The organism is Niveibacterium sp., assembly GCF_041909475.1.
Classification (GTDB): Bacteria; Pseudomonadota; Gammaproteobacteria; order Burkholderiales; family Rhodocyclaceae; genus Niveibacterium.
In genome coordinates, this window is the sequence record NZ_JAYRDJ010000007.1 from 82,946 (window position 1) to 102,313 (window position 19,368).

The 19,368-nt window shown below is 63.3% G+C and carries 21 protein-coding genes; 16 read left to right on the forward strand and 5 right to left on the reverse strand.

All coding sequences use genetic code 11. The features are described from left to right. The first annotated feature begins 6 nt into the window (after window positions 1-6). The gene (locus ACE3P0_RS07245) at window positions 7-387 is read left to right on the forward strand and encodes a SirB2 family protein (protein ID WP_374401343.1); all 381 of its coding nucleotides are present in this window, start codon (window positions 7-9) and stop codon (window positions 385-387) included. Here ACE3P0_RS07245 and fnr read toward each other — a convergent pair whose 3' ends face one another. Continuing rightward, the gene (gene fnr / locus ACE3P0_RS07250) at window positions 388-1,128 is read right to left on the reverse strand and encodes a fumarate/nitrate reduction transcriptional regulator Fnr (protein WP_374401345.1); all 741 of its coding nucleotides are present in this window, start codon (window positions 1,126-1,128) and stop codon (window positions 388-390) included. Between the two features lie 94 nt (window positions 1,129-1,222). On the opposite strand from fnr, the gene hemN reads away from it, so the two are divergent. Genes hemN through ACE3P0_RS07270 form a run of 4 tightly spaced genes read left to right on the forward strand, consistent with a single transcriptional unit; the run spans window position 1,223 to window position 4,036 of the window. Then, on the forward strand, window positions 1,223-2,617 hold the full coding sequence (hemN, locus tag ACE3P0_RS07255; RefSeq protein WP_374401347.1) for an oxygen-independent coproporphyrinogen III oxidase: 1,395 nt from the start codon (window positions 1,223-1,225) through the stop codon (window positions 2,615-2,617). A gap of 60 nt (window positions 2,618-2,677) precedes the next feature. Further along, the gene (locus ACE3P0_RS07260) at window positions 2,678-3,385 is read left to right on the forward strand and encodes a sulfite exporter TauE/SafE family protein (protein ID WP_374401349.1); all 708 of its coding nucleotides are present in this window, start codon (window positions 2,678-2,680) and stop codon (window positions 3,383-3,385) included. A gap of 13 nt (window positions 3,386-3,398) precedes the next feature. Next, the gene (locus ACE3P0_RS07265; protein ID WP_374401351.1) at window positions 3,399-3,824 is read left to right on the forward strand and encodes a universal stress protein; all 426 of its coding nucleotides are present in this window, start codon (window positions 3,399-3,401) and stop codon (window positions 3,822-3,824) included. A 5-nt stretch (window positions 3,825-3,829) separates the two neighbouring features. Then, entirely contained in the window at window positions 3,830-4,036 is a 207-nt protein-coding gene (locus ACE3P0_RS07270) for a heavy-metal-associated domain-containing protein (protein ID WP_374401353.1), read from the forward strand. Window positions 4,037-4,132: 96 nt separating this feature from the next. Here ACE3P0_RS07270 and ACE3P0_RS07275 read toward each other — a convergent pair whose 3' ends face one another. Then, window positions 4,133-6,181, reverse strand: coding sequence for a sodium-translocating pyrophosphatase (locus ACE3P0_RS07275; RefSeq protein WP_374401355.1), 2,049 nt, complete (start codon window positions 6,179-6,181; stop codon window positions 4,133-4,135). 246 nt (window positions 6,182-6,427) lie between these two features. Between ACE3P0_RS07275 and ppa the strand changes: the two genes are divergently transcribed. From ppa to motD, 8 genes are all read left to right on the forward strand, one after another. Continuing rightward, window positions 6,428-6,958, forward strand: a complete 531-nt coding sequence (gene ppa, locus ACE3P0_RS07280) for an inorganic diphosphatase (protein ID WP_374401357.1) — start codon at window positions 6,428-6,430, stop codon at window positions 6,956-6,958. Window positions 6,959-7,267: 309 nt separating this feature from the next. Then, window positions 7,268-8,422, forward strand: a complete 1,155-nt coding sequence (flhB, locus tag ACE3P0_RS07285) for a flagellar biosynthesis protein FlhB (RefSeq protein WP_374401359.1) — start codon at window positions 7,268-7,270, stop codon at window positions 8,420-8,422. Between the two features lie 72 nt (window positions 8,423-8,494). Next, window positions 8,495-10,594, forward strand: a complete 2,100-nt coding sequence (flhA, locus tag ACE3P0_RS07290) for a flagellar biosynthesis protein FlhA (protein ID WP_374401361.1) — start codon at window positions 8,495-8,497, stop codon at window positions 10,592-10,594. A gap of 242 nt (window positions 10,595-10,836) precedes the next feature. Next, the gene (flhF, locus tag ACE3P0_RS07295; RefSeq protein WP_374401442.1) at window positions 10,837-12,471 is read left to right on the forward strand and encodes a flagellar biosynthesis protein FlhF; all 1,635 of its coding nucleotides are present in this window, start codon (window positions 10,837-10,839) and stop codon (window positions 12,469-12,471) included. After that, window positions 12,468-13,253: a MinD/ParA family protein gene (locus tag ACE3P0_RS07300; RefSeq protein ID WP_374401362.1), complete on the forward strand. Its 786-nt coding sequence runs from the start codon at window positions 12,468-12,470 to the stop codon at window positions 13,251-13,253. Before flhF ends, ACE3P0_RS07300 begins: the two co-directional genes overlap by 4 nt. A 124-nt stretch (window positions 13,254-13,377) precedes the next feature. Next, on the forward strand, window positions 13,378-14,133 hold the full coding sequence (locus ACE3P0_RS07305; RefSeq protein ID WP_374401363.1) for an RNA polymerase sigma factor FliA: 756 nt from the start codon (window positions 13,378-13,380) through the stop codon (window positions 14,131-14,133). Between the two features lie 14 nt (window positions 14,134-14,147). Continuing rightward, a complete protein-coding gene (locus ACE3P0_RS07310) occupies window positions 14,148-14,888 on the forward strand; it encodes a flagellar motor protein (RefSeq protein WP_374401366.1) in 741 nt (246 codons plus the stop codon). A 194-nt stretch (window positions 14,889-15,082) separates the two neighbouring features. Beyond that, window positions 15,083-15,907 carry a flagellar motor protein MotD gene (gene motD / locus ACE3P0_RS07315; RefSeq protein WP_374401368.1) on the forward strand — a complete coding sequence of 275 codons (825 nt, stop codon included), beginning with the start codon at window positions 15,083-15,085 and terminating at the stop codon, window positions 15,905-15,907. Window positions 15,908-15,955: 48 nt separating this feature from the next. Here the strand turns inward: motD and ACE3P0_RS07320 are convergent, their stop codons facing one another. The 3 genes from ACE3P0_RS07320 to flgA all read right to left on the reverse strand — a co-directional run bounded on the left by ACE3P0_RS07320 (window position 15,956) and on the right by flgA (window position 17,617). Next, window positions 15,956-16,432 (reverse strand): flagella synthesis protein FlgN, encoded by a 477-nt coding sequence (locus ACE3P0_RS07320; protein ID WP_374401370.1) that lies wholly within the window; start codon window positions 16,430-16,432, stop codon window positions 15,956-15,958. Window positions 16,433-16,460: 28 nt separating this feature from the next. Beyond that, window positions 16,461-16,766 carry a flagellar biosynthesis anti-sigma factor FlgM gene (gene flgM / locus ACE3P0_RS07325; RefSeq protein ID WP_374401372.1) on the reverse strand — a complete coding sequence of 102 codons (306 nt, stop codon included), beginning with the start codon at window positions 16,764-16,766 and terminating at the stop codon, window positions 16,461-16,463. A 149-nt stretch (window positions 16,767-16,915) separates the two neighbouring features. Continuing rightward, a complete protein-coding gene (flgA, locus tag ACE3P0_RS07330) occupies window positions 16,916-17,617 on the reverse strand; it encodes a flagellar basal body P-ring formation chaperone FlgA (RefSeq protein ID WP_374401374.1) in 702 nt (233 codons plus the stop codon). 212 nt (window positions 17,618-17,829) lie between these two features. Between flgA and flgB the strand changes: the two genes are divergently transcribed. Genes flgB through ACE3P0_RS07345 form a run of 3 tightly spaced genes read left to right on the forward strand, consistent with a single transcriptional unit; the run spans window position 17,830 to window position 19,367 of the window. Further along, complete coding sequence (gene flgB, locus ACE3P0_RS07335; protein ID WP_374401376.1) at window positions 17,830-18,237, forward strand: flagellar basal body rod protein FlgB; 408 nt, start codon at window positions 17,830-17,832, stop codon at window positions 18,235-18,237. A gap of 15 nt (window positions 18,238-18,252) precedes the next feature. Beyond that, window positions 18,253-18,660, forward strand: coding sequence for a flagellar basal body rod protein FlgC (gene flgC, locus ACE3P0_RS07340; protein WP_374401378.1), 408 nt, complete (start codon window positions 18,253-18,255; stop codon window positions 18,658-18,660). A gap of 14 nt (window positions 18,661-18,674) precedes the next feature. Continuing rightward, entirely contained in the window at window positions 18,675-19,367 is a 693-nt protein-coding gene (locus tag ACE3P0_RS07345; protein WP_374401380.1) for a flagellar hook assembly protein FlgD, read from the forward strand. Window position 19,368 lies beyond the last annotated feature (1 nt).

The window sequence follows — 19,368 nt, forward strand, 5'->3', positions numbered from 1 at the left end:
AGATCGATGGATTACCTGCTGCTCAAGCACCTTCATGTCAGCTTCGTTGTGCTTTCGGCAACGGGGTTCGTCGCGAGAGGTGTCGGTGTGTTGATGGGAGCAGGCTGGGTGCGTGGCCGGTGGGTGAGGGTGGTGCCGCACATCGTCGATACCGGTTTGCTGGGGTCCGCGGTTGCTCTTGCTTGGGCGCTTCGTGCTGCGCCGTTTCACGACGACTGGCTTACCGCAAAGGTGTTGGGCCTGCTCGCGTACATTGTGTTGGGCACATACGCGTTGAAACGCGGGCGCACTCGCCAAACAAAAGCGGCCGCGTTTGCGGCCGCTTTGCTGGTGCTGGGCTACATCGTGTCGGTCGCGCTGACAAAGCGGCCGAACCCCTGGGCGTGATCAGACGTTTGCGCGACCGATCAGACGGCGCAGACCATCGGCATCCAGAATCTGGATGTGCTTCTGGTGCACGCTGATAAGTCCGTCATCCTGAAACTTCGAGAAGGCCCGGCTGACCGTTTCCAGCTTCAGCCCGAGGTAGGAGCCGATCTCCTCGCGCGTCATGCGCAAATGGAACTCAGACGCTGAATAACCGCGCAAGCGCATGCGCTGCGACAGGTTGATCAGGAAGGCCGCAAGCCGCTCTTCCGCGCGCATTGAACCGAGCAGCATCATGATGCCCTGCTCGCGCACAATCTCGCGGCTCATGAACTTGTGGAACTGTCGCTGCAGCGGCTCGATCCGGCGCGAGAGTTCTTCGAGCCGCTCAAACGGGATCATGCAGACATCGGAATCCTCAAGCGCGACGGCATTGCACACATGCCGATCGCTCGAAATGCCGTCGAGCCCCAGGATCTCGCCGGCCATCTGGAAGCCGGTAACCTGATCCCGGCCGTCTTCGGTCAGGATGTCGGTCTTGAAGAAACCGGTGCGGATCGCATAGATCGCCTCGAAGGGTTCGCCAGCCCGGTACAGGTGCTGTTGCCGCTTGACCTTCTTGCGTGCCGTGATGAGGCCGTCGATCCTTTCGAGATCAACATCATCAAGACCAACGGGAAGACAAAGCTCCTTGAGGTTACATTGGGTGCACGCGGTGCGAAGATTGACGGCCGTCAGCGGAATCGTGGCGGGTTTTTCCAAGGCGGGTGCTCCAAGGGGGCTAGTTGATGGCAATCAAACGGCTCCGACCGAGTTCATGACACCTTCCGGCATCCACAGAGAGAAAAAATAAACAATGAATCAGAATGAGCAGACGCCGGTCTTCGACCGCGATCTCATCCAACGTTTTGACGTTTCCGGTCCGCGCTACACGTCGTATCCGACTGCGGACAGGTTCCACGAGGGCTTCGGGCGTAGCGACTACGCAAGACATCTTGGTCTGCGCGCGCAGGGCGGCCTGAAGAAACCCCTCTCATTATATTTCCACATTCCATTCTGCGATACGGTCTGCTTCTACTGCGCGTGCAACAAGATCGTCACGAAGGATCACAGCCGGGCCGAGCGCTACCTGCGCTATCTTGACAAAGAGATGGGCCTCGTCGCCGGACAGCTTGCCGGCTCGCACGAAGTTTCACAAATGCATTGGGGCGGCGGCACGCCAACATTCCTCTCGGACAGCGAGATCCGCGATTTGTTTCGCTCGATTCGTCGCCATTTCACGCTGATGCCGGGGGGTGAATATTCGATTGAGGTTGACCCGCGCCGTGTGTCGGCCGAGACGGTTGCGTTGCTTGGTGCGGAAGGCTTCAACCGCATGAGCGTTGGGGTGCAGGACTTCGATCCCGTGGTGCAGAAAGCTGTGAACCGCATCCAGTCTGTCGAGGAGACTGCGGCAGTCATCGCTGCGGCGCGGGCGAATGGCTTCCGCTCGGTGAGCATCGATCTGATCTACGGCTTGCCCTTCCAGAGCGTTGAGCGCGTCAGCCAGACCCTCGACCGTGTGCTCGAAATCGGGCCGGATCGGCTGGCGCTTTACAACTACGCCCATCTGCCGACGCGCTTCATGCCGCAGCGGCGGATTAACGCCGACGACTTGCCGAGTGCGGATCAGAAGCTTGAGATCCTTGGTATGGCGATCGCGAAGTTGACCCAGGCGGGCTACGTGTTCATCGGCATGGATCACTTCGCGAAGCCGGACGACGAGATGGCGGTGGCGCAACGCAACGGCCGGCTGTACCGCAATTTCCAAGGCTATTCGACACACTCGGACTGCGATCTGCTGGGGTTTGGCGTCTCGTCCATCGGCAAGGTGGGCCCGGCTTACGCACAGAGTGCGAAGACGCTTGAGGCTTACTACGAAACGCTCGATCGCGATGAACTGCCGATCGTGCGCGGCTACGAGATGACGTTCGACGACCAGCTCCGCTATGCCGTCATCCAGAGCCTTATGTGCCATTTCTCGCTCGATTACGCGGCCTTCGAGCAGGCGTGGGGGATCAACTTCGCGGAGTATTTTGCCGTCGAGATCGAAGCCTTGCGGGCGCGCGAACGTGACGGGCTCTGTGTCGTGACCGACAAAGGCGTTGAGGTAACGGTCCCTGGACGCATGTTGGCACGTGTGCTTGCGATGGTGTTCGACGCACATCTGCGCGGTGATCGCGAGGTTGTTCGCTACTCCAAGGTGATCTGAGCGCGGGGCGGCCGCTAAACTTACGGATTGCCCCTCGGGGCGGTACCGGGATGTTGCGTGATGCCTGAAGCGGGATACCTTGCTGCGGCGCTGATTGGTTTGCTGGGTGGAACGCACTGCGTCGGCATGTGCGGCGGATTGGTTGCCGCACTGACGGTCAACGCGCCGGGGCAGGCCCGGCGCATGTGGCCGATCCATCTGGCGTATAACCTTGGGCGCATCAGCAGCTATACGTTTGCCGGTACCGTACTCGGTGCGATTGGCTCGACCGGCTTTCTGCTCAATCGCTTGCTGCCGGTGCAGATCACCTTCTACGTGCTGGCGAATCTGCTGCTGGTACTCCTCGGGCTGTATCTGGCGGGCGTTACTGCGCCACTTGCGCCGATTGAGCGGCTTGGCGGCCGCTTGTGGGCGAAGTTGCGGCCGTACGGTGCGCGCTTCATTCCGGCACGCACGCCGCTCAATGCCTATCCGCTTGGCTTGGTATGGGGGTTTGTGCCGTGCGGCCTGGTCTACAGCATCCTCGCGACGGCCTTGGTGTCCGGCTCCGCGGCACGCGGCGCGATGCTGATGTTGTCGTTCGGCCTGGGAACCCTGCCCAACCTGATGCTGGCCGGATTGTTTGCTGCGCGGCTACGCAGTTGGTTGCAGCGGTCGTGGCTGCGTTTTGGCGCCGGGCTCGTGGTGCTGGGCTTCGGGGTATTCGGGTTGGCGAATGCAGCCACCTTGGGTGGCAAACTGTGGCAGGGCGTGATCTGCCACGTATAAGAAAGGGATCGCAATGAAAATCCTACTTGCTACGGATGGTTCTGCGGCATCGCTTGCCGCCGTGGACGCGCTGCTGCGCGCGGTAAAGTTCTTTGCCGCGCCGCCCGCGATCGTGCTGGTTACGGTGCATAACCCGGTACCAATGACCTTTGCGACTCGCCATGTTGAAACGAGCGCGCTGGACCGTTACTACAGCGACGAAGGGCGGATCGCGATGGCGCCGGCGGCAAGCCGTCTGCGTGCGGCCGGGCTGAGCTTCGAGGAGCAGGTTTTGATCGGGCACCCCGCGGAAACAATCGTCGCGTTTGCGGTCGACCGGGGGTGTGACTGGATTTGGTTGGGGGCGCGCGGGCACAGCGTGCTTGAGAAAGTGTTGATCGGGTCGGTGGCGGCGCGAGTGGTTCAGCTTGCCCACTGCCCGGTGATGGTGGCGAGGTGACGACGATGGATACTGCGAAGATTTCGGTTGGCGGCATGAGCTGCCAAGGTTGCGTGCGTTCGGTGGAGCGGGTGCTGCTGGCGCAGCAGGGTGTTGCTGAGGCGCAGGTATCGCTGGAGTTGAAAGAGGCCTGCGTGCGCTTTGATCCGCAAAGCGTTGCGCTTGACACACTGAAGGCTGCGATCCGCGATGCGGGGTTCGACGCAGACTGAATGTGCTGCAGTGTTGCCGGCGCCGGGTGAAGTCGGCGCCTGAATTGAAAACGGCCGCTGAATGCGGCCGTTTTTCTTGTCTCGTATCTGAGGTGCTTACAGCAGCGGCACGATCAGTAGCGCGACGATGTTGATGATCTTGATCAGCGGGTTGACCGCGGGGCCGGCAGTGTCCTTGTACGGGTCGCCCACAGTGTCGCCGGTCACGGCGGCCTTGTGTGCTTCCGAGCCCTTGCCGCCGAAGTGACCATCCTCGATGTACTTCTTCGCGTTATCCCATGCACCGCCACCGGTACACATCGAGATTGCAACGAAGAGACCGGTCACGATCGTGCCCATCAGCAGGCCACCCAGTGCGGCCGGGCCGAGCAGCAGACCGACCAGGATCGGCACCACCACCGGCAGCAGCGACGGGACGATCATTTCCTTGATCGCGGCGCTGGTCAGCATGTCGACGGCACGACCGTATTCCGGCTTGCCCGTGCCTTCCATGATGCCCTTGATCTCGCGGAACTGGCGACGCACTTCTTCAACCACCGAGCCCGCAGCACGGCCAACGGCTTCCATCGCCATCGCGCCGAACAGGTAGGGAATCAGGCCGCCGATGAAGAGGCCGATGATGACCATGTGGTTGGAGAGATCGAAGCTGACATGCAGCCCCTTGGTCTCGAGCGCGTGGGTGTAATCGGCGAACAGCACCAGTGCGGCCAAGCCAGCCGAACCGATCGCGTAACCCTTGGTCACGGCCTTGGTGGTGTTGCCAACGGCATCCAGCGGATCGGTGATGTCGCGAACGCTGTCAGGCAGTTCTGCCATTTCGGCGATGCCACCAGCGTTGTCGGTGATCGGGCCGTAAGCGTCGAGCGCCACGACGATGCCCGCCATGCTGAGCATCGAGGTCGCCGCAACGGCGATGCCAAACAGGCCCGCGAGCCAGTACGCGACGAAGATCGCGACACACACGAAGAGCACCGGCCAAGCGGTGGACTTCATCGATACACCGAGGCCCGCGATGATGTTGGTGCCGTGGCCGGTGGTCGATGCCTGGGCGATGTGCTGCACGGGCTTGTAGTCGGTGCCGGTGTAGTACTCAGTGATCCAGACCATCGCGGCGGTCAGCACGAGGCCGACCACGCAGGCGCCGAACAGCGACAGCGCAGTGATCGTGGCGCCGCCAACCAGTTGAACCGGTTGCGGGAACAGCGCTGTGGTCACGAAGTAAAACGCGATCAGCGACAGCACGCCGGCGACTGCGAGGCCGCGGTAGAGCGCGGGCATCACGTTCTTCATGCCGGGGCTGGCCTTGACGAAGCTGCAACCGATGATCGACGCGATGATCGATACGCCGCCGAGCACCAGCGGGTAGATCACCGCGTTCAGTGGCGCGCCGGCGACCATCAGGGCGCCCAGCGCCATCGTCGCGATCAGCGTCACGGCATAGGTTTCGAACAAGTCGGCCGCCATGCCGGCGCAGTCGCCCACGTTGTCGCCAACGTTATCGGCGATAACCGCCGGGTTACGCGGGTCGTCTTCCGGGATGCCGGCTTCAACCTTGCCGACCAGGTCGGCGCCAACGTCGGCTCCCTTGGTGAAGATGCCGCCGCCCAGACGCGCGAAGATCGAGATCAGCGATGAGCCGAAGGCGAAGCCCAGCAGCGGCTTCAGCGTGGCCGAATCGGCCACGGTTGCGCCCTTGCTGACGTACCAGAAGAACAGGCCGACGCCGAGCAGGCCGAGGCCCACAACCAGCATGCCGGTAATTGCACCGCCGCGGAACGCCACGTTCAGCGCCGGGCCGATGCCCTTGGTGGCTGCTTGTGCGGTACGCACGTTGGCACGCACCGACACGTTCATGCCGATGAAGCCGCAAGCGCCGGAGAGGATGGCGCCGACGACAAAGCCGCCTGCGGTGGTGAGGTCAAGGAAAATACCGATCAGCACTGCAAGGACCACGCCGACGATGGCGATTGTCCTGTACTGCCTTGCGAGGTAGGCCGCAGCCCCTTGCTGGATGGCGCCCGCAATTTCTTGCATGCGCGCGTTTCCGGGGTCTTGCGAAAGAATCCAACTGCGTGAAATGAAGCCGTACAAGACGGCTGCAAGGCCACAGGCCAAGGCGAGATACAACGCCATGGTCGTCGACATATGGGCAACTCCTTTGTTATGTAAGGTCAAACTGCCTGAAGCGACTCTCTTGGCGTCCGTGTCGTAAGAACTCCGCGATCGCGGGCGCTGCGGCATCCTAATGGACGCTCGTCCCCCAGCGCAACGCGTGGCGCGGCCGGTCTGATCCAGCGCAAGTCCGCGGGTTTGGGTGCGGTGCAGCAACCCGTAAGCTTGGGGTGGTAAAATTCAACTCTGCGCGTTCCCAAATCACAGAGAGAGACCGACATGAGCCTTCACAACGTCACGCCGGGCAGCAAGGCCCCGGGCGAATTCAACGTCATCATCGAAATTCCGGCCCACGCCGACCCGATCAAATACGAAGTCGATAAAGAAACCGGCGCAATGTTTGTCGACCGGTTCATGGGTACTTCGATGCACTATCCGTGCAACTATGGCTACATTCCGTGCACGATCGCCGGCGACGGTGATCCGGTTGATGTGCTCGTGGTGACGCCGTTCCCACTCCTGCCGGGCATCGTGGTGCGCTGCCGCGCGATCGGCATGCTGAAGATGCAGGACGAAGGTGGCGAAGACGCCAAGCTGATCGCGGTGCCGATCAGCAAGACCACGTCGCTGTACGACCGCGTCAAGAGCCTCGACGACCTGCCCGAGCTGCTGCGCAGCCAGATCGTGCACTTCTTCGAGCACTACAAGGATCTCGAGCCGGGCAAGTGGGTCAAGGTGCTCGGCTGGGGCGGCCTGGAAGATGCAATCGGCGAGATCATGGCCGGCATCGATAAGGCTGCGAAGGGCTGAAATTTGTTTGCCCAGCCCTAAAGTCGGGAGAGATCCGGTTCGTTAAGTAATTCGTGGGGTGGTTCCCACGCATCGACTCTCTCCTTGAAGGCCGTCCCACGGGGCGGCCTTTTCTTTTGTCCTCGGCCATCAATTGGTCGCGCATGCGGGCGTGATTGGTGAAGGGGCGTCGGCGCAAGTGCAATTGACGGGGCCTGCGCGCGGTGGGTGAGGGCCTGCGTAGCACGAATTGCGGTCGTTAACCCCGTCTTATCGCGAGGTCGCGTATGGCTCCGTTGCCGATAATCGGCGACACGGAGTTCATGCGCCATGGCTGAAGACAGCGACCTCGAACGTACAGAACCAGCATCAGGCCGACGGCTTGAGCAAGCTCGCCAGGAGGGCAACGTCCCCCGTTCGCGCGAGCTGGGTAGTCTCATCGTTCTGCTAGGGGGCGTTGCGACGATGTGGGTGCTGGGGGGCTGGCTCTACCAGCGCATGGCGCGGCTCACGCGCGCGGGGCTCTCACTTGAGCCTGCCCAGACCAAAGACCCGGCGCTGATGATCAGCGCGCTATCCGATCTCTTCACCGACGGGCTGACGACCTTGCTGCCGCTGTTCCTGGTGCTGGTGATTGCGGCGATGGCGGGGCCGATTGCCGTGGGTGGATTCAACGTCTCCACGAAGGCCTTCTCGTTCCAGTTCTCGCGCCTGAATCCGGTGTCCGGCCTGATGCGCTTGTTCTCGATGCACGGGTTGTCAGAGCTGGTGAAGGCGCTGCTCAAGGCGGTGCTGATCGGCACGATCGGCTACTCGGTCATGAAGTCGCGCGGTGAGCAGTCGCTACACCTGATGGTGATGGCGGTGGAGCCGGGGCTGTCCGAGTTCGCCGAGATGATTCTGTCGTCCACGCTGACACTGGTGTCCGGGCTCGTTCTGATTGCGCTGGTCGATGTGCCGTTCCAGCTGTGGCAGTACTACAGCAAGCTGCGTATGACCAAGGATGAGCTGAAGCAGGAATTCAAGCAGCAGGAAGGCGACCCGCAGATCAAGGGCCGCATCCGCCAGCGCCAGCGCGAAATGGCCCGCCGCCGCATGATGCAGGAAGTGCCCAAGGCGGATGTGGTAGTCACCAACCCGACGCACTACGCGGTGGCAATCCGCTACGACGGCGCCTCGATGCGCGCGCCGCGGGTGGTGGCGAAGGGGAGCGACCTGGTGGCGCAGCAGATCCGAGAGGTGGCGCGCGCCAACCAGGTGCCGCTGCTGGAAGCACCGCCGCTTGCGCGCGCGCTGTATCGCCATACCGAAATCGGCGACGAGGTGCCTGCCGCGCTCTACACCGCGGTGGCCGAAGTGATGGCGTGGGTCTTCACCTTGCGTCACGCCGCGGCAAACGGCGTGACGCCGCCGGCCGAACCATCGCACTTGCCGGTGCCACCGAAGCTGGACCCGGCCCACGGCGTGCCAGGGGCGCCGCAATGAAAATGCAGATCAGAACTTGCCGGATGACCGCTGCGCATCGCGCGGCGGTTGCCGCGTTGAAGGAGCCGAAGCATGGCCAGTAACGCTAACACCGTAGACCTGCGCGAGATTTTCTCGCCGGCCAACATCCGCCAGCTCGCCGCCCCCATCCTGATCGTGATGGTGCTGGCGATGATGGTGTTGCCGCTGCCGGCCTTCCTGCTCGATCTGCTATTCACCTTCAACCTTGCGGTGGCGGTGATGGTTCTGCTGGTGGGGATGTACACCCGCAAGCCGCTGGATTTCTCGGCCTTTCCGACGGTGTTGCTGACCACCACCTTGCTACGCCTGTCCTTGAACGTTGCCTCGACGCGGGTTGTGCTGCTCGAAGGGCATACCGGTCCGGACGCCGCCGGCAAAGTGATCGAGGCGTTTGGCCACTTCCTCGTCGGTGGCAATACGGCAGTCGGCATCATCGTGTTCATCATCCTCACAGTGATCAACTTTGTCGTGATCACCAAGGGTGCTGGGCGGATCGCCGAGGTCGGCGCCCGCTTCACCCTGGATGCAATGCCGGGCAAGCAGATGGCGATCGACGCCGACCTTAACGCCGGCCTGATCGACGACAAGGAGGCCAAGCGCCGCCGTTCCGAGATCAGTCAGGAAGCAGACTTCTACGGCGCGATGGACGGTGCATCGAAGTTCGTGCGCGGCGACGCCGTGGCCGGCATCCTGATCATGGTGATCAACGTGTTCGGCGGGCTGATCGTCGGTATCGTTCAGCACGACCTGTCGGCGGCGGAAGCCGGCAAGGTCTACACCCTGCTGGCGATCGGTGACGGCCTTGTTGCCCAGTTGCCCGCGCTGGTGATTTCGGTGGCGGCCGGTATGGTGGTGTCGCGCGTCGGCGATGATCAGGACGTCGGTGCGCAGGTCATCGGTCAGGTCTTTGCCAACCCGACAGTGATGCTGCTGACGGCCGCGATCCTGGGCCTGATGGGCCTGATTCCCGGCATGCCGAACTTCGTCTTCTTGCTGCTGGCGTCGGCATTTGGCTGGGGCGCGTGGCATCTGAGCAAGAAGGCGAAGGCGGATGCGGAGGCGGCTGAATCGTTTGCCGCACCGACCCCAACTGCGCCGGCCGAATCCAACGAAGCGAGCTGGGCGGATGTAACGCCGGTGGATGTGCTGGGTCTGGAAGTGGGCTACCGGCTGATTCCGATGGTGGACAAAGGGCAGGACGGCGAACTGCTGCGCCGCATCCGCGGTCTGCGCAAGAAGTTCGCGCAGGACGTTGGTTTCCTCGCCGCGCCGGTGCATATCCGCGACAACCTGGAGCTGCGCCCGAACGCTTATCGCATCACGCTCAAGGGCGTCGAGATCGGCACCGGCGACGCCTATCCGGGCATGTATCTGGCGATCAACCCGGGCCGGGTCAGCGGCCCCTTGCCGGGCAACCAGACGCGCGATCCCGCGTTCGGCCTTCCGGCGATCTGGATCGAAGCGGGCTTGCGCGAGCAGGCGCATGCGATGGGTTATACCGTGGTCGATGCCAGCACCGTCGTCGCTACGCACCTGAACCACGTGATCATCGGGCACTCGGCGGATCTGCTCGGGCGGACCGAGACGCAGTCGCTGCTCGATCACATCGCGAAGGATTCGCCCAAGCTGGTCGAGGATCTGGTGCCCAAGCTCATGCCGCTGCATGTGCTGCAACGTGTGTTGCAGTACCTCCTGGAAGAGGGCGTCAACATCCGCGACATGCGCACCATCATCGAGACACTGGCGGAGCAGGCCACCCGCACGCAGGACCCGATGGAGCTCGCCGCGCGAGTCCGCACAGCGCTGGGCCGTGCGATCGTGCAGCAGATGTTCCCCGGCGGCGTCGAGCTGCAGGTCATGGCACTCGATCCGACGCTGGAGCGCCTGCTGCTGCAGGCCATGCAGTCCGGCGGCGGCGAAGGTGTGCTGGAGCCGAATCTTGCCGACAACCTCATGCGCGAAGCGGCCGGGGCTGCACAACGACAGGAAGACCTCGGTTTGCCGCCGGTGCTGCTGGTGCCCAACCAGTTGCGTTGGCTGCTCGCGCGCTTCCTGCGCCGTGCCGTGCCGAACATGCGCGTGCTGGCGAACTCCGAGGTGCCCGAGTCGCGCAACATCCGTGTCACCGCAATCATTGGTGGCAAGGGGTGATTCCAGTTTCCGGATCTCGATGGCGCCGGCGGGCGCCATTTTTCATTGCGGCATGCCATGCGGCAGAAATGGCCGGTTTTTCCCGGCGTGTTCTGCCGCTTGCCGCGGTGGTCAGCAGCGAATAATCGGTCCCAGGCAATGCCAGATGTGTCCACCGCAGGGTGGAATGGCATTTGCTGACACGGGATAGAAGATTTGCGGCCCTCGCCGCGCAAGGCAAGCAGCACCGGAGGCTCACGATGATCAACGTCAAGCGTTACTACGGCCGCACCGCCCGCGACGCGCTTCGGCTCGTTAAGGAAGAACTCGGCAACGACGCCGTGGTGCTTTCGAACCGGGCGGTTGATGGCGGCGTCGAGATTCTGGCGCTGCCGAGCGAAGAGGTTGGCGCGGTGCAGGCCGGTATTCGTGCGCAAACGCGCACGGCCGCTGCGCCGACGCCCCCCGCCCCGGCACCGGCCGCTGCGCCGATCCGCGTCGAGGCTGCGCAGCCGCGCGCTGCTGCGCCACGCATGCAGGCGCCAGCGAGCGACGATGCTGACTTCCGCGTCAGTCTCAGTACCCGTGTTGCACGTGCCGGCGGTAGTGATATGTCGCTCAATCAGGGGCTGGCGGAAGGTGTGCCGCATGCGGTAAGTGACCCGCATGCGCAGATCCGCCCCTTCATTCCGCCGCGTGTTGATCGCTACGGCCGCCCTGAAGAACCACCGCTGGAACGCAGCACGCCGCCGGAGAATCCGTGGGCTCAGCGTGCTGAACTGCGTGCCGAAGCGGCCGACGACTACCCGCGTCCGGCACGCCAGCCAAGCGCGCCGGCCGCACGCCGCGATCGGCAAGCTGAGCAGAAAGCCGAGTTGCAGGCCGCCGAACTTGCCCGCCAAGCCGCAGAAGCTGCGGCCGCCGATAAGGTACGCGCGCTGGAAGCCGCCAACGCCAAGATGGCGGATGAAATGGGCGCCATTCGCGGCATGATCGAGCGCCAACTGGCTGGTTTTGCGTGGGGCGAGCTGACGCGCGGCGCACCGGTGCGCGCGCAGATCATGAGCGAACTGCTTGAAGCCGGCTTCTCTGCGCAACTGTCGCGCGAGCTGGCCGAAGTGGTGCCGGGCGATGTGACAGCCGACCAGGCGCGCAGCCTGGTTCGCAACCAGATCAGCCGGCGCATGCTGACGCTCGAATCCGAGTCGGATCTGATCGAACGTGGCGGCGTGTATGCACTGGTGGGGCCGACCGGCGTCGGCAAGACCACCACGGCAGCGAAACTGGCGGCCCGCTGTGTGGTGCGCCATGGCGCGGACCGCCTTGCACTGATCACTACGGACGGCTACCGGATCGGCGCGCACGAGCAACTGCGCATCTACGGCCGCATTCTTGGCGTGCAGGTTCATACCGTGCGCGATGCCTCCGAACTGCGCCGCACGCTGCAGGATCTGGCGGGCAAACACATGGTGCTGATCGACACGATCGGCATGAGCCAGCGCGACAAGATGGTGGCCGAGCAGGCCGCGATGCTGTCGGGTGCCGGCCACGTGCGCCGGCTGTTGCTGCTCAATTCAACCAGTCGCGGCGATACACTGGAAGACGTGGTGCGTGCCTACGAGGGCCCGGATCTCGCCGGTTGCATCCTGAGCAAGACCGACGAGGCCGCATCGCTGGCGCCGGCGCTTGACGTGGTGATCCGCCACGAACTGCGTGCCTACTACATTGCAAACGGCCAGCGCGTGCCGGAAGACCTGCATCTGCCAAATCGTGCGTGGCTGACGCACCGTGCGCTGCGCGAACTGGCGCCGGATTCGCCCTTCCGCCTGACGCCGGAGGATGCTGGTCTGCTCAGCTCGGCCCCCCGTAATCGTGACAACGACGGAGCCCGCGCATGAAACCCGGATTCGAGGATCAAGCTGCGGGCCTGCGCCGTCTGTTGCGCCGCGCCCCGCCGCAAGTGGTGGCGGTGAGTGCCTTCGGGGCCGGTGCGATGCACTGGCTGGCGGGGCAAGCGCTGACCCGCGCACAAGGTGGGCGCCAGGTCACCGTGTTCGATGAGATGGCGAGCTGTGGCAACTTGGCCGATGCGCTGGGTGCTGCGGCGCGCTTTGACCTTCTGCAAGCGGTAGAGCGCCATGTCTCGCTTGAGGCGGCGCGTGTCGAAGCGGGGCCCGGGTTGTCGCTGTACTCGTCGGCGCGACTGGCGCGTGCGCTTAACGGTGCTGACCGCGTACTCAGCGAGCGCTTTGCCGATACATGCCGCGCGCTGCAGCGAGGCTGCGATCTGTGGCTGATCCACGCACGACCGGACGAACGCCGCAGCCTGTCGCCCTTGGCGAGCGCTGCGCACCGCATGGTGGTGGTGGTAGATGGCTCTCCGCGTGCGATCACCGAGGCCTACGCAATGATCAAGCAGCTCGATGGTGGCCCGTGGCCGCAAATCGACCTCGCCTTGGCCAATCCGCGTGATCAGGATGAGGCAGAGGCCTTGCTCGCCAACCTGATTCTGGTGGGTCACCGGCAAACGAATCTGGCCCTGCGCCGGGTGAAGGGGCTTGATGCATGTGCAGCAGCTGCTGCGGCTGCTTCGGACAGCACGACGGATGGTGTATTTCTGGATCGCGTACTGGGTCTGGCGCGGCGAAGGCAGCGCGCTTCGATGGCGCTCGCCCTGTGAGCCGATAGAAAAATTCCTGAAATAGGGCTCAATTTCCCTCTCAGGCGGCCGATAGTGTGAGTAGTGACGGCAGGGAGGCTTCGCCCGAAGCCTCGAACGAGACCGTAGAAGAGAGAGTCACACGATGTACACCGCATCGGGAACGCTAGACAAGAATCAACTCGTCACGCAGTACGTTCCACTGGTGAAGCGTATTGCGTATCACCTGATGGCCAAGCTGCCGGCGAGCGTGCAGGTTGAAGACATCATCCAGAACGGCATGCTGGGCCTGCTCGACGCGATCGGGCGCTACGAAGAAGGCCTTGGTGCTCAGTTTGAAACCTACGCCGTGCAGCGTATCCGCGGTGCCATGCTTGACGGTCTGCGCGAAAACGACTGGTTGCCGCGCAGCTTGCGCCGCGAGATGCGCCGAATCGAAAGCGCGATCCACCAGTTGGAGCAGCGCCACGGCCGCCAGCCGACCGAGAAGGAACTGGCCGAAACGCTCGGCATGACCTTGGCGGATTATCAGAAGATGCTGCAGGAAGCGCGCGGCTATCAGCTGGTGTACTTCGAGGACTTCAGCGACGAGGAAGAAGAAGACTTCCTCGAACGCCATGTTGCCGGCAACGAAGCCGACCCGCTCGACATGCTGGAAGACAAGAAGATGCGCGAATCGCTGATCAAGGCGATCGACGATCTGCCCGAGCGCGAAAAGATGGTGATGGGCCTCTACTACGAGGAAGACCTGAACCTGCGCGAAATTGGCGAAGTGCTCGGCGTGTCCGAATCGCGCGTCTGCCAGCTGCACAGCCAGGCCATTGCGCGCTTGCGTTCGCGCATCTCCGGCCAGGTGCGTAGCCATGCTGCCAGTGCCCGCGGGCGCCGTGCGTCGATCTGACCAAGGCGCGCGCCGTGGATAAGATCAGCATCCTCGGCCTCATCGTCGGCTTGACTGCCATCGTTGGCGGCCAAGTGCTGGAGGGCGGTCACATCGGCTCGCTGGTGCAGCCGACGGCTTTCCTGATCGTGATCGGCGGCACGCTCGGCGCGGTGATGCTGCAGAGTCCATTCACGGTATTCCGGCAGGGGCTTCGGATGGGGGCATGGATCTTCGTGCCGCCGGTGCCGCCGTTTCGCCGCGTGATCGAACAGATCGTGTCGTGGAGCGGGATTGCCCGCAAGGAAGGTCTGCTCGCGCTGGAAGGGCAGGCGATGGGGCTGAAAGACAGCTTTGCCGCCAAAGGGCTTCAGCTCCTGGTCGATGGCGTTGAGCCCGATCGGCTGCGCGAGGTGCTGGAGGTTGAGATTGGCGCCTGGGAGCAGCAGATGAAAACCAGCGCCAAAGTCTGGGAGGCCGCGGGCGGTTATGCGCCCACCATCGGCATTCTCGGCGCAGTGATGGGCCTGATCCATGTGATGGAGAACCTCTCCGACCCCTCCAAGCTTGGGGCCGGTATCGCGGTCGCTTTTGTGGCGACGATCTACGGCGTGGGCTCGGCTAACCTGATCTTCCTGCCGATCGCGAAGAAGCTGCAGGCGCACATTTCTCAGCTCGTCGCCGTACGCGAAATGCTGGTGGACGGTCTGGTTGGCATCGCCCATGGCGACAACCCGCGCATCATCGAGAGCCGTTTGCAGGGCTACGTGACCTGATGCGTCGAGGCACCCGTTCTGGGTGCCAGAAAAAACCTTTGTTCAATAGCGCGGCAGCTGTGCCTGAACGTGGCAGAGCGCGCCCGCGCGGCATCCGTCATATCAGATCGGAACGCTCGGGCTGCCGGCGGCTCAAGTTATGGCGGCCTACGCCGTTCTTTTCATTGTCTTGAGCGCATTTAACGGAACGCACCATGGGCCGCCGCAAACACGAGGAAGAACACGAGAACCACGAGCGCTGGCTCGTTTCGTATGCGGACTTCATTACGCTGCTGTTTGCGTTCTTCGTCGTGATGTATGCGCTGAGTTCGATCAACGAGGGTAAGTACCGGGTGCTTTCCAACTCACTGGTCAGCGCCTTCCGTAACGTGACGACCAACGCCGATGGTATGCAGATCGTGCCGCGGGCGTCGATTGCCGGGGCGGTGCCGCAGCAGGCGAAGGTGCAAAAGTCGCCGGCGGAGAGCGAGGCGCGGGTGCAGGCACGCCAGCAGATGCACAGCATGGCGGAGCAGGTGCGCCGGGTGCTTGAACCGCTGGTGCGTGGCGGGCAGGTTTCGGTGAACGAGGGCGCGCACGGCATCTCGATCGAAATCAACGCCAGTGCGCTGTTCAACCCCGGCGAAGCCTATCTTGGGAGTGACGCGGTGCGTGCGCTGCGTGCTGTGGGGGAGGTGCTCGCGCAGGGCGACTTTCCGATTCGCGTAGAGGGGCACTCGGACAACATCCCGATCGCCACGGCGGCGTTCGCATCGAACTGGGAACTGTCGTCAGTGCGTGCGAGTTCGGTGGTGCGCTTGTTCATTGACACCGGTGTCGATGCGCGCCGGCTGACGGTGGCGGGTTACGCTGATCAGCGGCCGATTGCCGACAACAGCACGGCTGAAGGCCGGCAACGCAATCGCCGGGTCAGCATCCATGTCGAGTCGATGTTGCCGCCGAGCGCTGAAGCGCCCGCGGTCGGGCCGGTGACACCCAATCCTGGGGGAGCCGCGCTCGGGGCCACACTGCCGGAGTGATGTGGTGGCGGGGGTGATTCGGCTTGGGCGCTGATGCCGAAGTGCCGCTCAGGCGCGACCGAAAAGTCGGCCGCCCGGGCGGCTTGATGTCACGCCGTCGGCGTCGTAAAGACTGGGGCCGGTGCTCGCGAGCAGCACGCTCATCGCTTGTTGATTGGCCCGCAGCTGATCCCGGATGAACTCGCCGTTGCGCAGGTTGAGCTGCTGCGCGCGTGCGGCCAGATCAAGGTAGTGGCGCCATGCACGCTGCGTCTGCTCGGGTAGCTGCGCGATGAATTCTGCGATCTTGCCCGCTCGTGCATCGATACCGGAACGGCTGAGCAGTAGCGCGCGGGCGTTTTCCGCCTGCTGCAACTGGCGTACCGCGGCGGTCTTGTCTTCCGCCAGGCTCAGCAAGGCCTCGATCTGGCCGGTAATCAACAGTTCGTGTTCGTCCTCAAGTAGACGAACGAACCGCTCCAGCTGGCCCGAGACTTCGGCCAGCAGAGCGGAAAACTGTGCTTGGAGCAGGGCAGTCGGGTTCAAGCGCTAAGCAGCCTTGGCGTGCGCGAAATCAAGCCTGGCGAGGCTGGGCTTGCAGCATCTGGCGGACGCTCTCGATCAAGCCGTCGGCCACTTTTTCCGGATTGACGCGGAAACGTCCGTCCGAGATGGCTTGCTTGAGTTCGCCGACCTTGGCCGCATCCACTTCGGGCACTCCCGACAGGGTTGCTTCCATTTGCTGCAGGCGCGAAGCCAAGGGCGATACGTCAACCTTGGAACCCGCTTCAGCGCCGGGCTTGGCCGCGCTCTCGCGCGTACCTCGAGCCTTTACGTCGCCGGCGTTGCCGACGGACTTGTACGAACCTTCGATCTTCATGATGTCGCTCCTGTTTTCGCCTGTTCGATGACCTTGCGGCGTGGCATTCGCACCGTCAGCAAGGTCTTCTTCGGCTTGTTGTCAGGTTTAACGGCGCTATCTCGCGGAACTTTAAGCATTTTTCATCATTCCGCAGGGCCGGTTTTTCTCTACTGCCCCACCTCGACGCGGCCTCCGGTGCGGGCGATGCCCTGCAGCACGCGGCCGGATTCGAGCCGCACCTGGACCGGCTGGCCATCGGCGGCGGCAGTCAGTGCGACCCCTTCGTTCGCAACCTGAAAGCCGGGTCCTTGCGATATGACCTGGACGCGCTGCCCGCGTTCCACGGCCTGTACCACCAGAAGCTGGTTGCTGCGCAAGGCGGTGCCACCCGGTACGGCTTGCCGCAGTATGCGACCGGCGGCCTGCTCGGGGCGCGTCAGGGTGCCTGGCGGCAGCGCGGCGATGTCACCGCGGCGTACTTCCCAATCCTGCGTGTTCAGTACTTCGCCGGCGGCCAGCGGTCGGGCGGCGATCAGGTAGTCGTCTTCAACCCTGACGCGTGCCGGGATGAACAGTGTCCAGGCGGGTTGCGGGCAGCGAACGCCCACCGTGGTATGCCCCCAGGCGCGCTGGCCGCTTGGCAGAAAGGGCTGCAGTGCGCTGCAGCGCTTGGCGTTGCGGGGGATTGCGGTATCGGCAATTTCAACCGTGGCGACTTGGTTGCCGCGCGACGCGTCGGCAAGAAGGAACTGCGTGACTGCCTCGCGCAGCGCCTGTCGGGCGTCGTTCTCTGGTGCGGCCGGGCTGCTCGGCAGGGCGAACAGCAGCAGCGTGGCGATCAGGAAGCGTTGGACTGACTTGGCTCGCATGGCGCGATTGTCACACGGTCGGCGTTTGCCGTGCCGGCGGCAAGGCTTGCCGGCAGTGCTGGCCGCTCGCGCACGAATTGCCGCCTGAATCCCGGTCTTTTCGGCGCAAGGCCGCATGGTGCTAGCCCTGAGAATGCTGGCACGGAAGCTGCAAAGAGGTAGGCGAGTGATTCGGACCGCTTACTGCAGACCGGGCCACCAGGAGATTTGCGATGACCATGACCGCTCTAGACCGTCACCTCGGGTTCCAGCAAGCCGCGCTGAATGCGCGGGCTTATCGCCAGGAGTTGCTCGCGGCCAACATCGCAAACGCCGATACCCCGCACTACAAGGCGCGGGACATTGATTTCAAGGAGGCGCTCATGGGCGCACTGGATGGCAAGGTCAAGCCGCTTGCGCTGACGACAACGGCTCAGCGGCATATCGAGGGGGGTGTCAAGGCGCCGCTCGCGCCGTTCGTCAAATACCGTCAGGAGGAGCAGTCGGCGGTCGATGGCAACACGGTGGATATGGACGTCGAGCGTTCCGCGTTTGCCGAGAATGCGGTGCAGTACGAGGCGAGCCTGACCTTCATCAACGGCCTGCTGCGCTCGATGCAGCAAGCGATCCAGAACCAGTAAGCGCGGGCGGCCATCATGAGCATGCTTAATGTTTTCAACGTGGCGGGGTCGGCACTCAGTGCGCAGTCGGTGCGCCTCAATGCGGTCGCGAGCAATCTGGCCAACGCCGAAAGCATCGTGAAGGCCGATGGACAGCCCTATCGCGCCAAGCAGGTGATCTTTGAGGCAACGCCGATGGGCGGCAGCGGCGCGATGGGCGTCCATGTGAAGCAGATGGTCGAGTCCGCCGCGCCTGGCAGGATGGTGTACGACCCGAAGAATCCCGCTGCGAGCGCCGAAGGCTATGTGCAGATGCCGAACGTGGATGTCGTCGAGGAAATGGTCAACATGCTGTCGGCCTCCCGTTCATATCAGACCAACGCTGAAGTGATGAATACCGCCAAGACCCTGATGCAGCGCACGCTGCAAATCGGTCAGGGCTAAGCAGGAGCTCAACGATGTTTATCTCGAACAACACGAATACTGGCGCCGGCGTCGTCAGCTTGGATCTGCTCAATGCCCTCAACGGCACGAGCAAGAAGAGCAGCACCAGTACCGACGCGGTGTCGCAGGATCGCTTCCTGACCATGCTGACCACGCAGCTGAAGAATCAGGACCCGATGAATCCGCTGGACAACTCGCAGATGACGTCGCAGCTCGCGCAAATCAGCACGGTGGATGGTCTGAAGAAAGTGAACAGCACGCTCGAATCGATGCTGGGCACCTTCCAGACCAACGAGACGATGCAGGCGGCCGCGATGGTGGGCCGGGGTGTGCTGGTCGACGGCAAGGGTCTTCAGCTCTATCAGGGTCAGGCGCTGGGTGGCGTGGAGCTCGCTTCAGCGGCCGACAAGGTCAAGGTTTCGATCATCGACTCGAACGGGTCCGAGGTGGCCAACCTCGATCTGGGCGATCTCGAAGCAGGCTCCCATGTGTTCACCTGGGATGGCAAGACCAGCGCCGGCGCCGATGCAGCCGCCGGCAATTACACGATCAAGGTCAGTGCGGTGCAGGGCGACAAGAACGTCGACGCCACCGCGCTGCAACTCGGCACGGTCAGCAGCATCGTGCGCGGTGCGAAGGGTGTGGACATTGAAGTAGGCCGTCTTGGCATGTTCTCGATGTCGGACATCAAGCGGATTCTGTCCTGAG

Coding starts and splice junctions, on each gene's coding strand:
- ACE3P0_RS07245 (WP_374401343.1), top strand. CDS start 7: ATGGATTACCTGCTGCTCAAGCACCTTCATGTCAGCTTCGTTGTGCTT.
- hemN (WP_374401347.1), top strand. CDS start 1,223: ATGAATCAGAATGAGCAGACGCCGGTCTTCGACCGCGATCTCATCCAA.
- ACE3P0_RS07260 (WP_374401349.1), top strand. CDS start 2,678: ATGCCTGAAGCGGGATACCTTGCTGCGGCGCTGATTGGTTTGCTGGGT.
- ACE3P0_RS07265 (WP_374401351.1), top strand. CDS start 3,399: ATGAAAATCCTACTTGCTACGGATGGTTCTGCGGCATCGCTTGCCGCC.
- ACE3P0_RS07270 (WP_374401353.1), top strand. CDS start 3,830: ATGGATACTGCGAAGATTTCGGTTGGCGGCATGAGCTGCCAAGGTTGC.
- ACE3P0_RS07275 (WP_374401355.1), bottom strand. CDS start 6,181: ATGTCGACGACCATGGCGTTGTATCTCGCCTTGGCCTGTGGCCTTGCA.
- ppa (WP_374401357.1), top strand. CDS start 6,428: ATGAGCCTTCACAACGTCACGCCGGGCAGCAAGGCCCCGGGCGAATTC.
- flhB (WP_374401359.1), top strand. CDS start 7,268: ATGGCTGAAGACAGCGACCTCGAACGTACAGAACCAGCATCAGGCCGA.
- flhA (WP_374401361.1), top strand. CDS start 8,495: ATGGCCAGTAACGCTAACACCGTAGACCTGCGCGAGATTTTCTCGCCG.
- ACE3P0_RS07300 (WP_374401362.1), top strand. CDS start 12,468: ATGAAACCCGGATTCGAGGATCAAGCTGCGGGCCTGCGCCGTCTGTTG.
- ACE3P0_RS07305 (WP_374401363.1), top strand. CDS start 13,378: ATGTACACCGCATCGGGAACGCTAGACAAGAATCAACTCGTCACGCAG.
- motD (WP_374401368.1), top strand. CDS start 15,083: ATGGGCCGCCGCAAACACGAGGAAGAACACGAGAACCACGAGCGCTGG.
- flgM (WP_374401372.1), bottom strand. CDS start 16,766: ATGAAGATCGAAGGTTCGTACAAGTCCGTCGGCAACGCCGGCGACGTA.
- flgA (WP_374401374.1), bottom strand. CDS start 17,617: ATGCGAGCCAAGTCAGTCCAACGCTTCCTGATCGCCACGCTGCTGCTG.
- flgB (WP_374401376.1), top strand. CDS start 17,830: ATGACCATGACCGCTCTAGACCGTCACCTCGGGTTCCAGCAAGCCGCG.
- flgC (WP_374401378.1), top strand. CDS start 18,253: ATGAGCATGCTTAATGTTTTCAACGTGGCGGGGTCGGCACTCAGTGCG.
- ACE3P0_RS07345 (WP_374401380.1), top strand. CDS start 18,675: ATGTTTATCTCGAACAACACGAATACTGGCGCCGGCGTCGTCAGCTTG.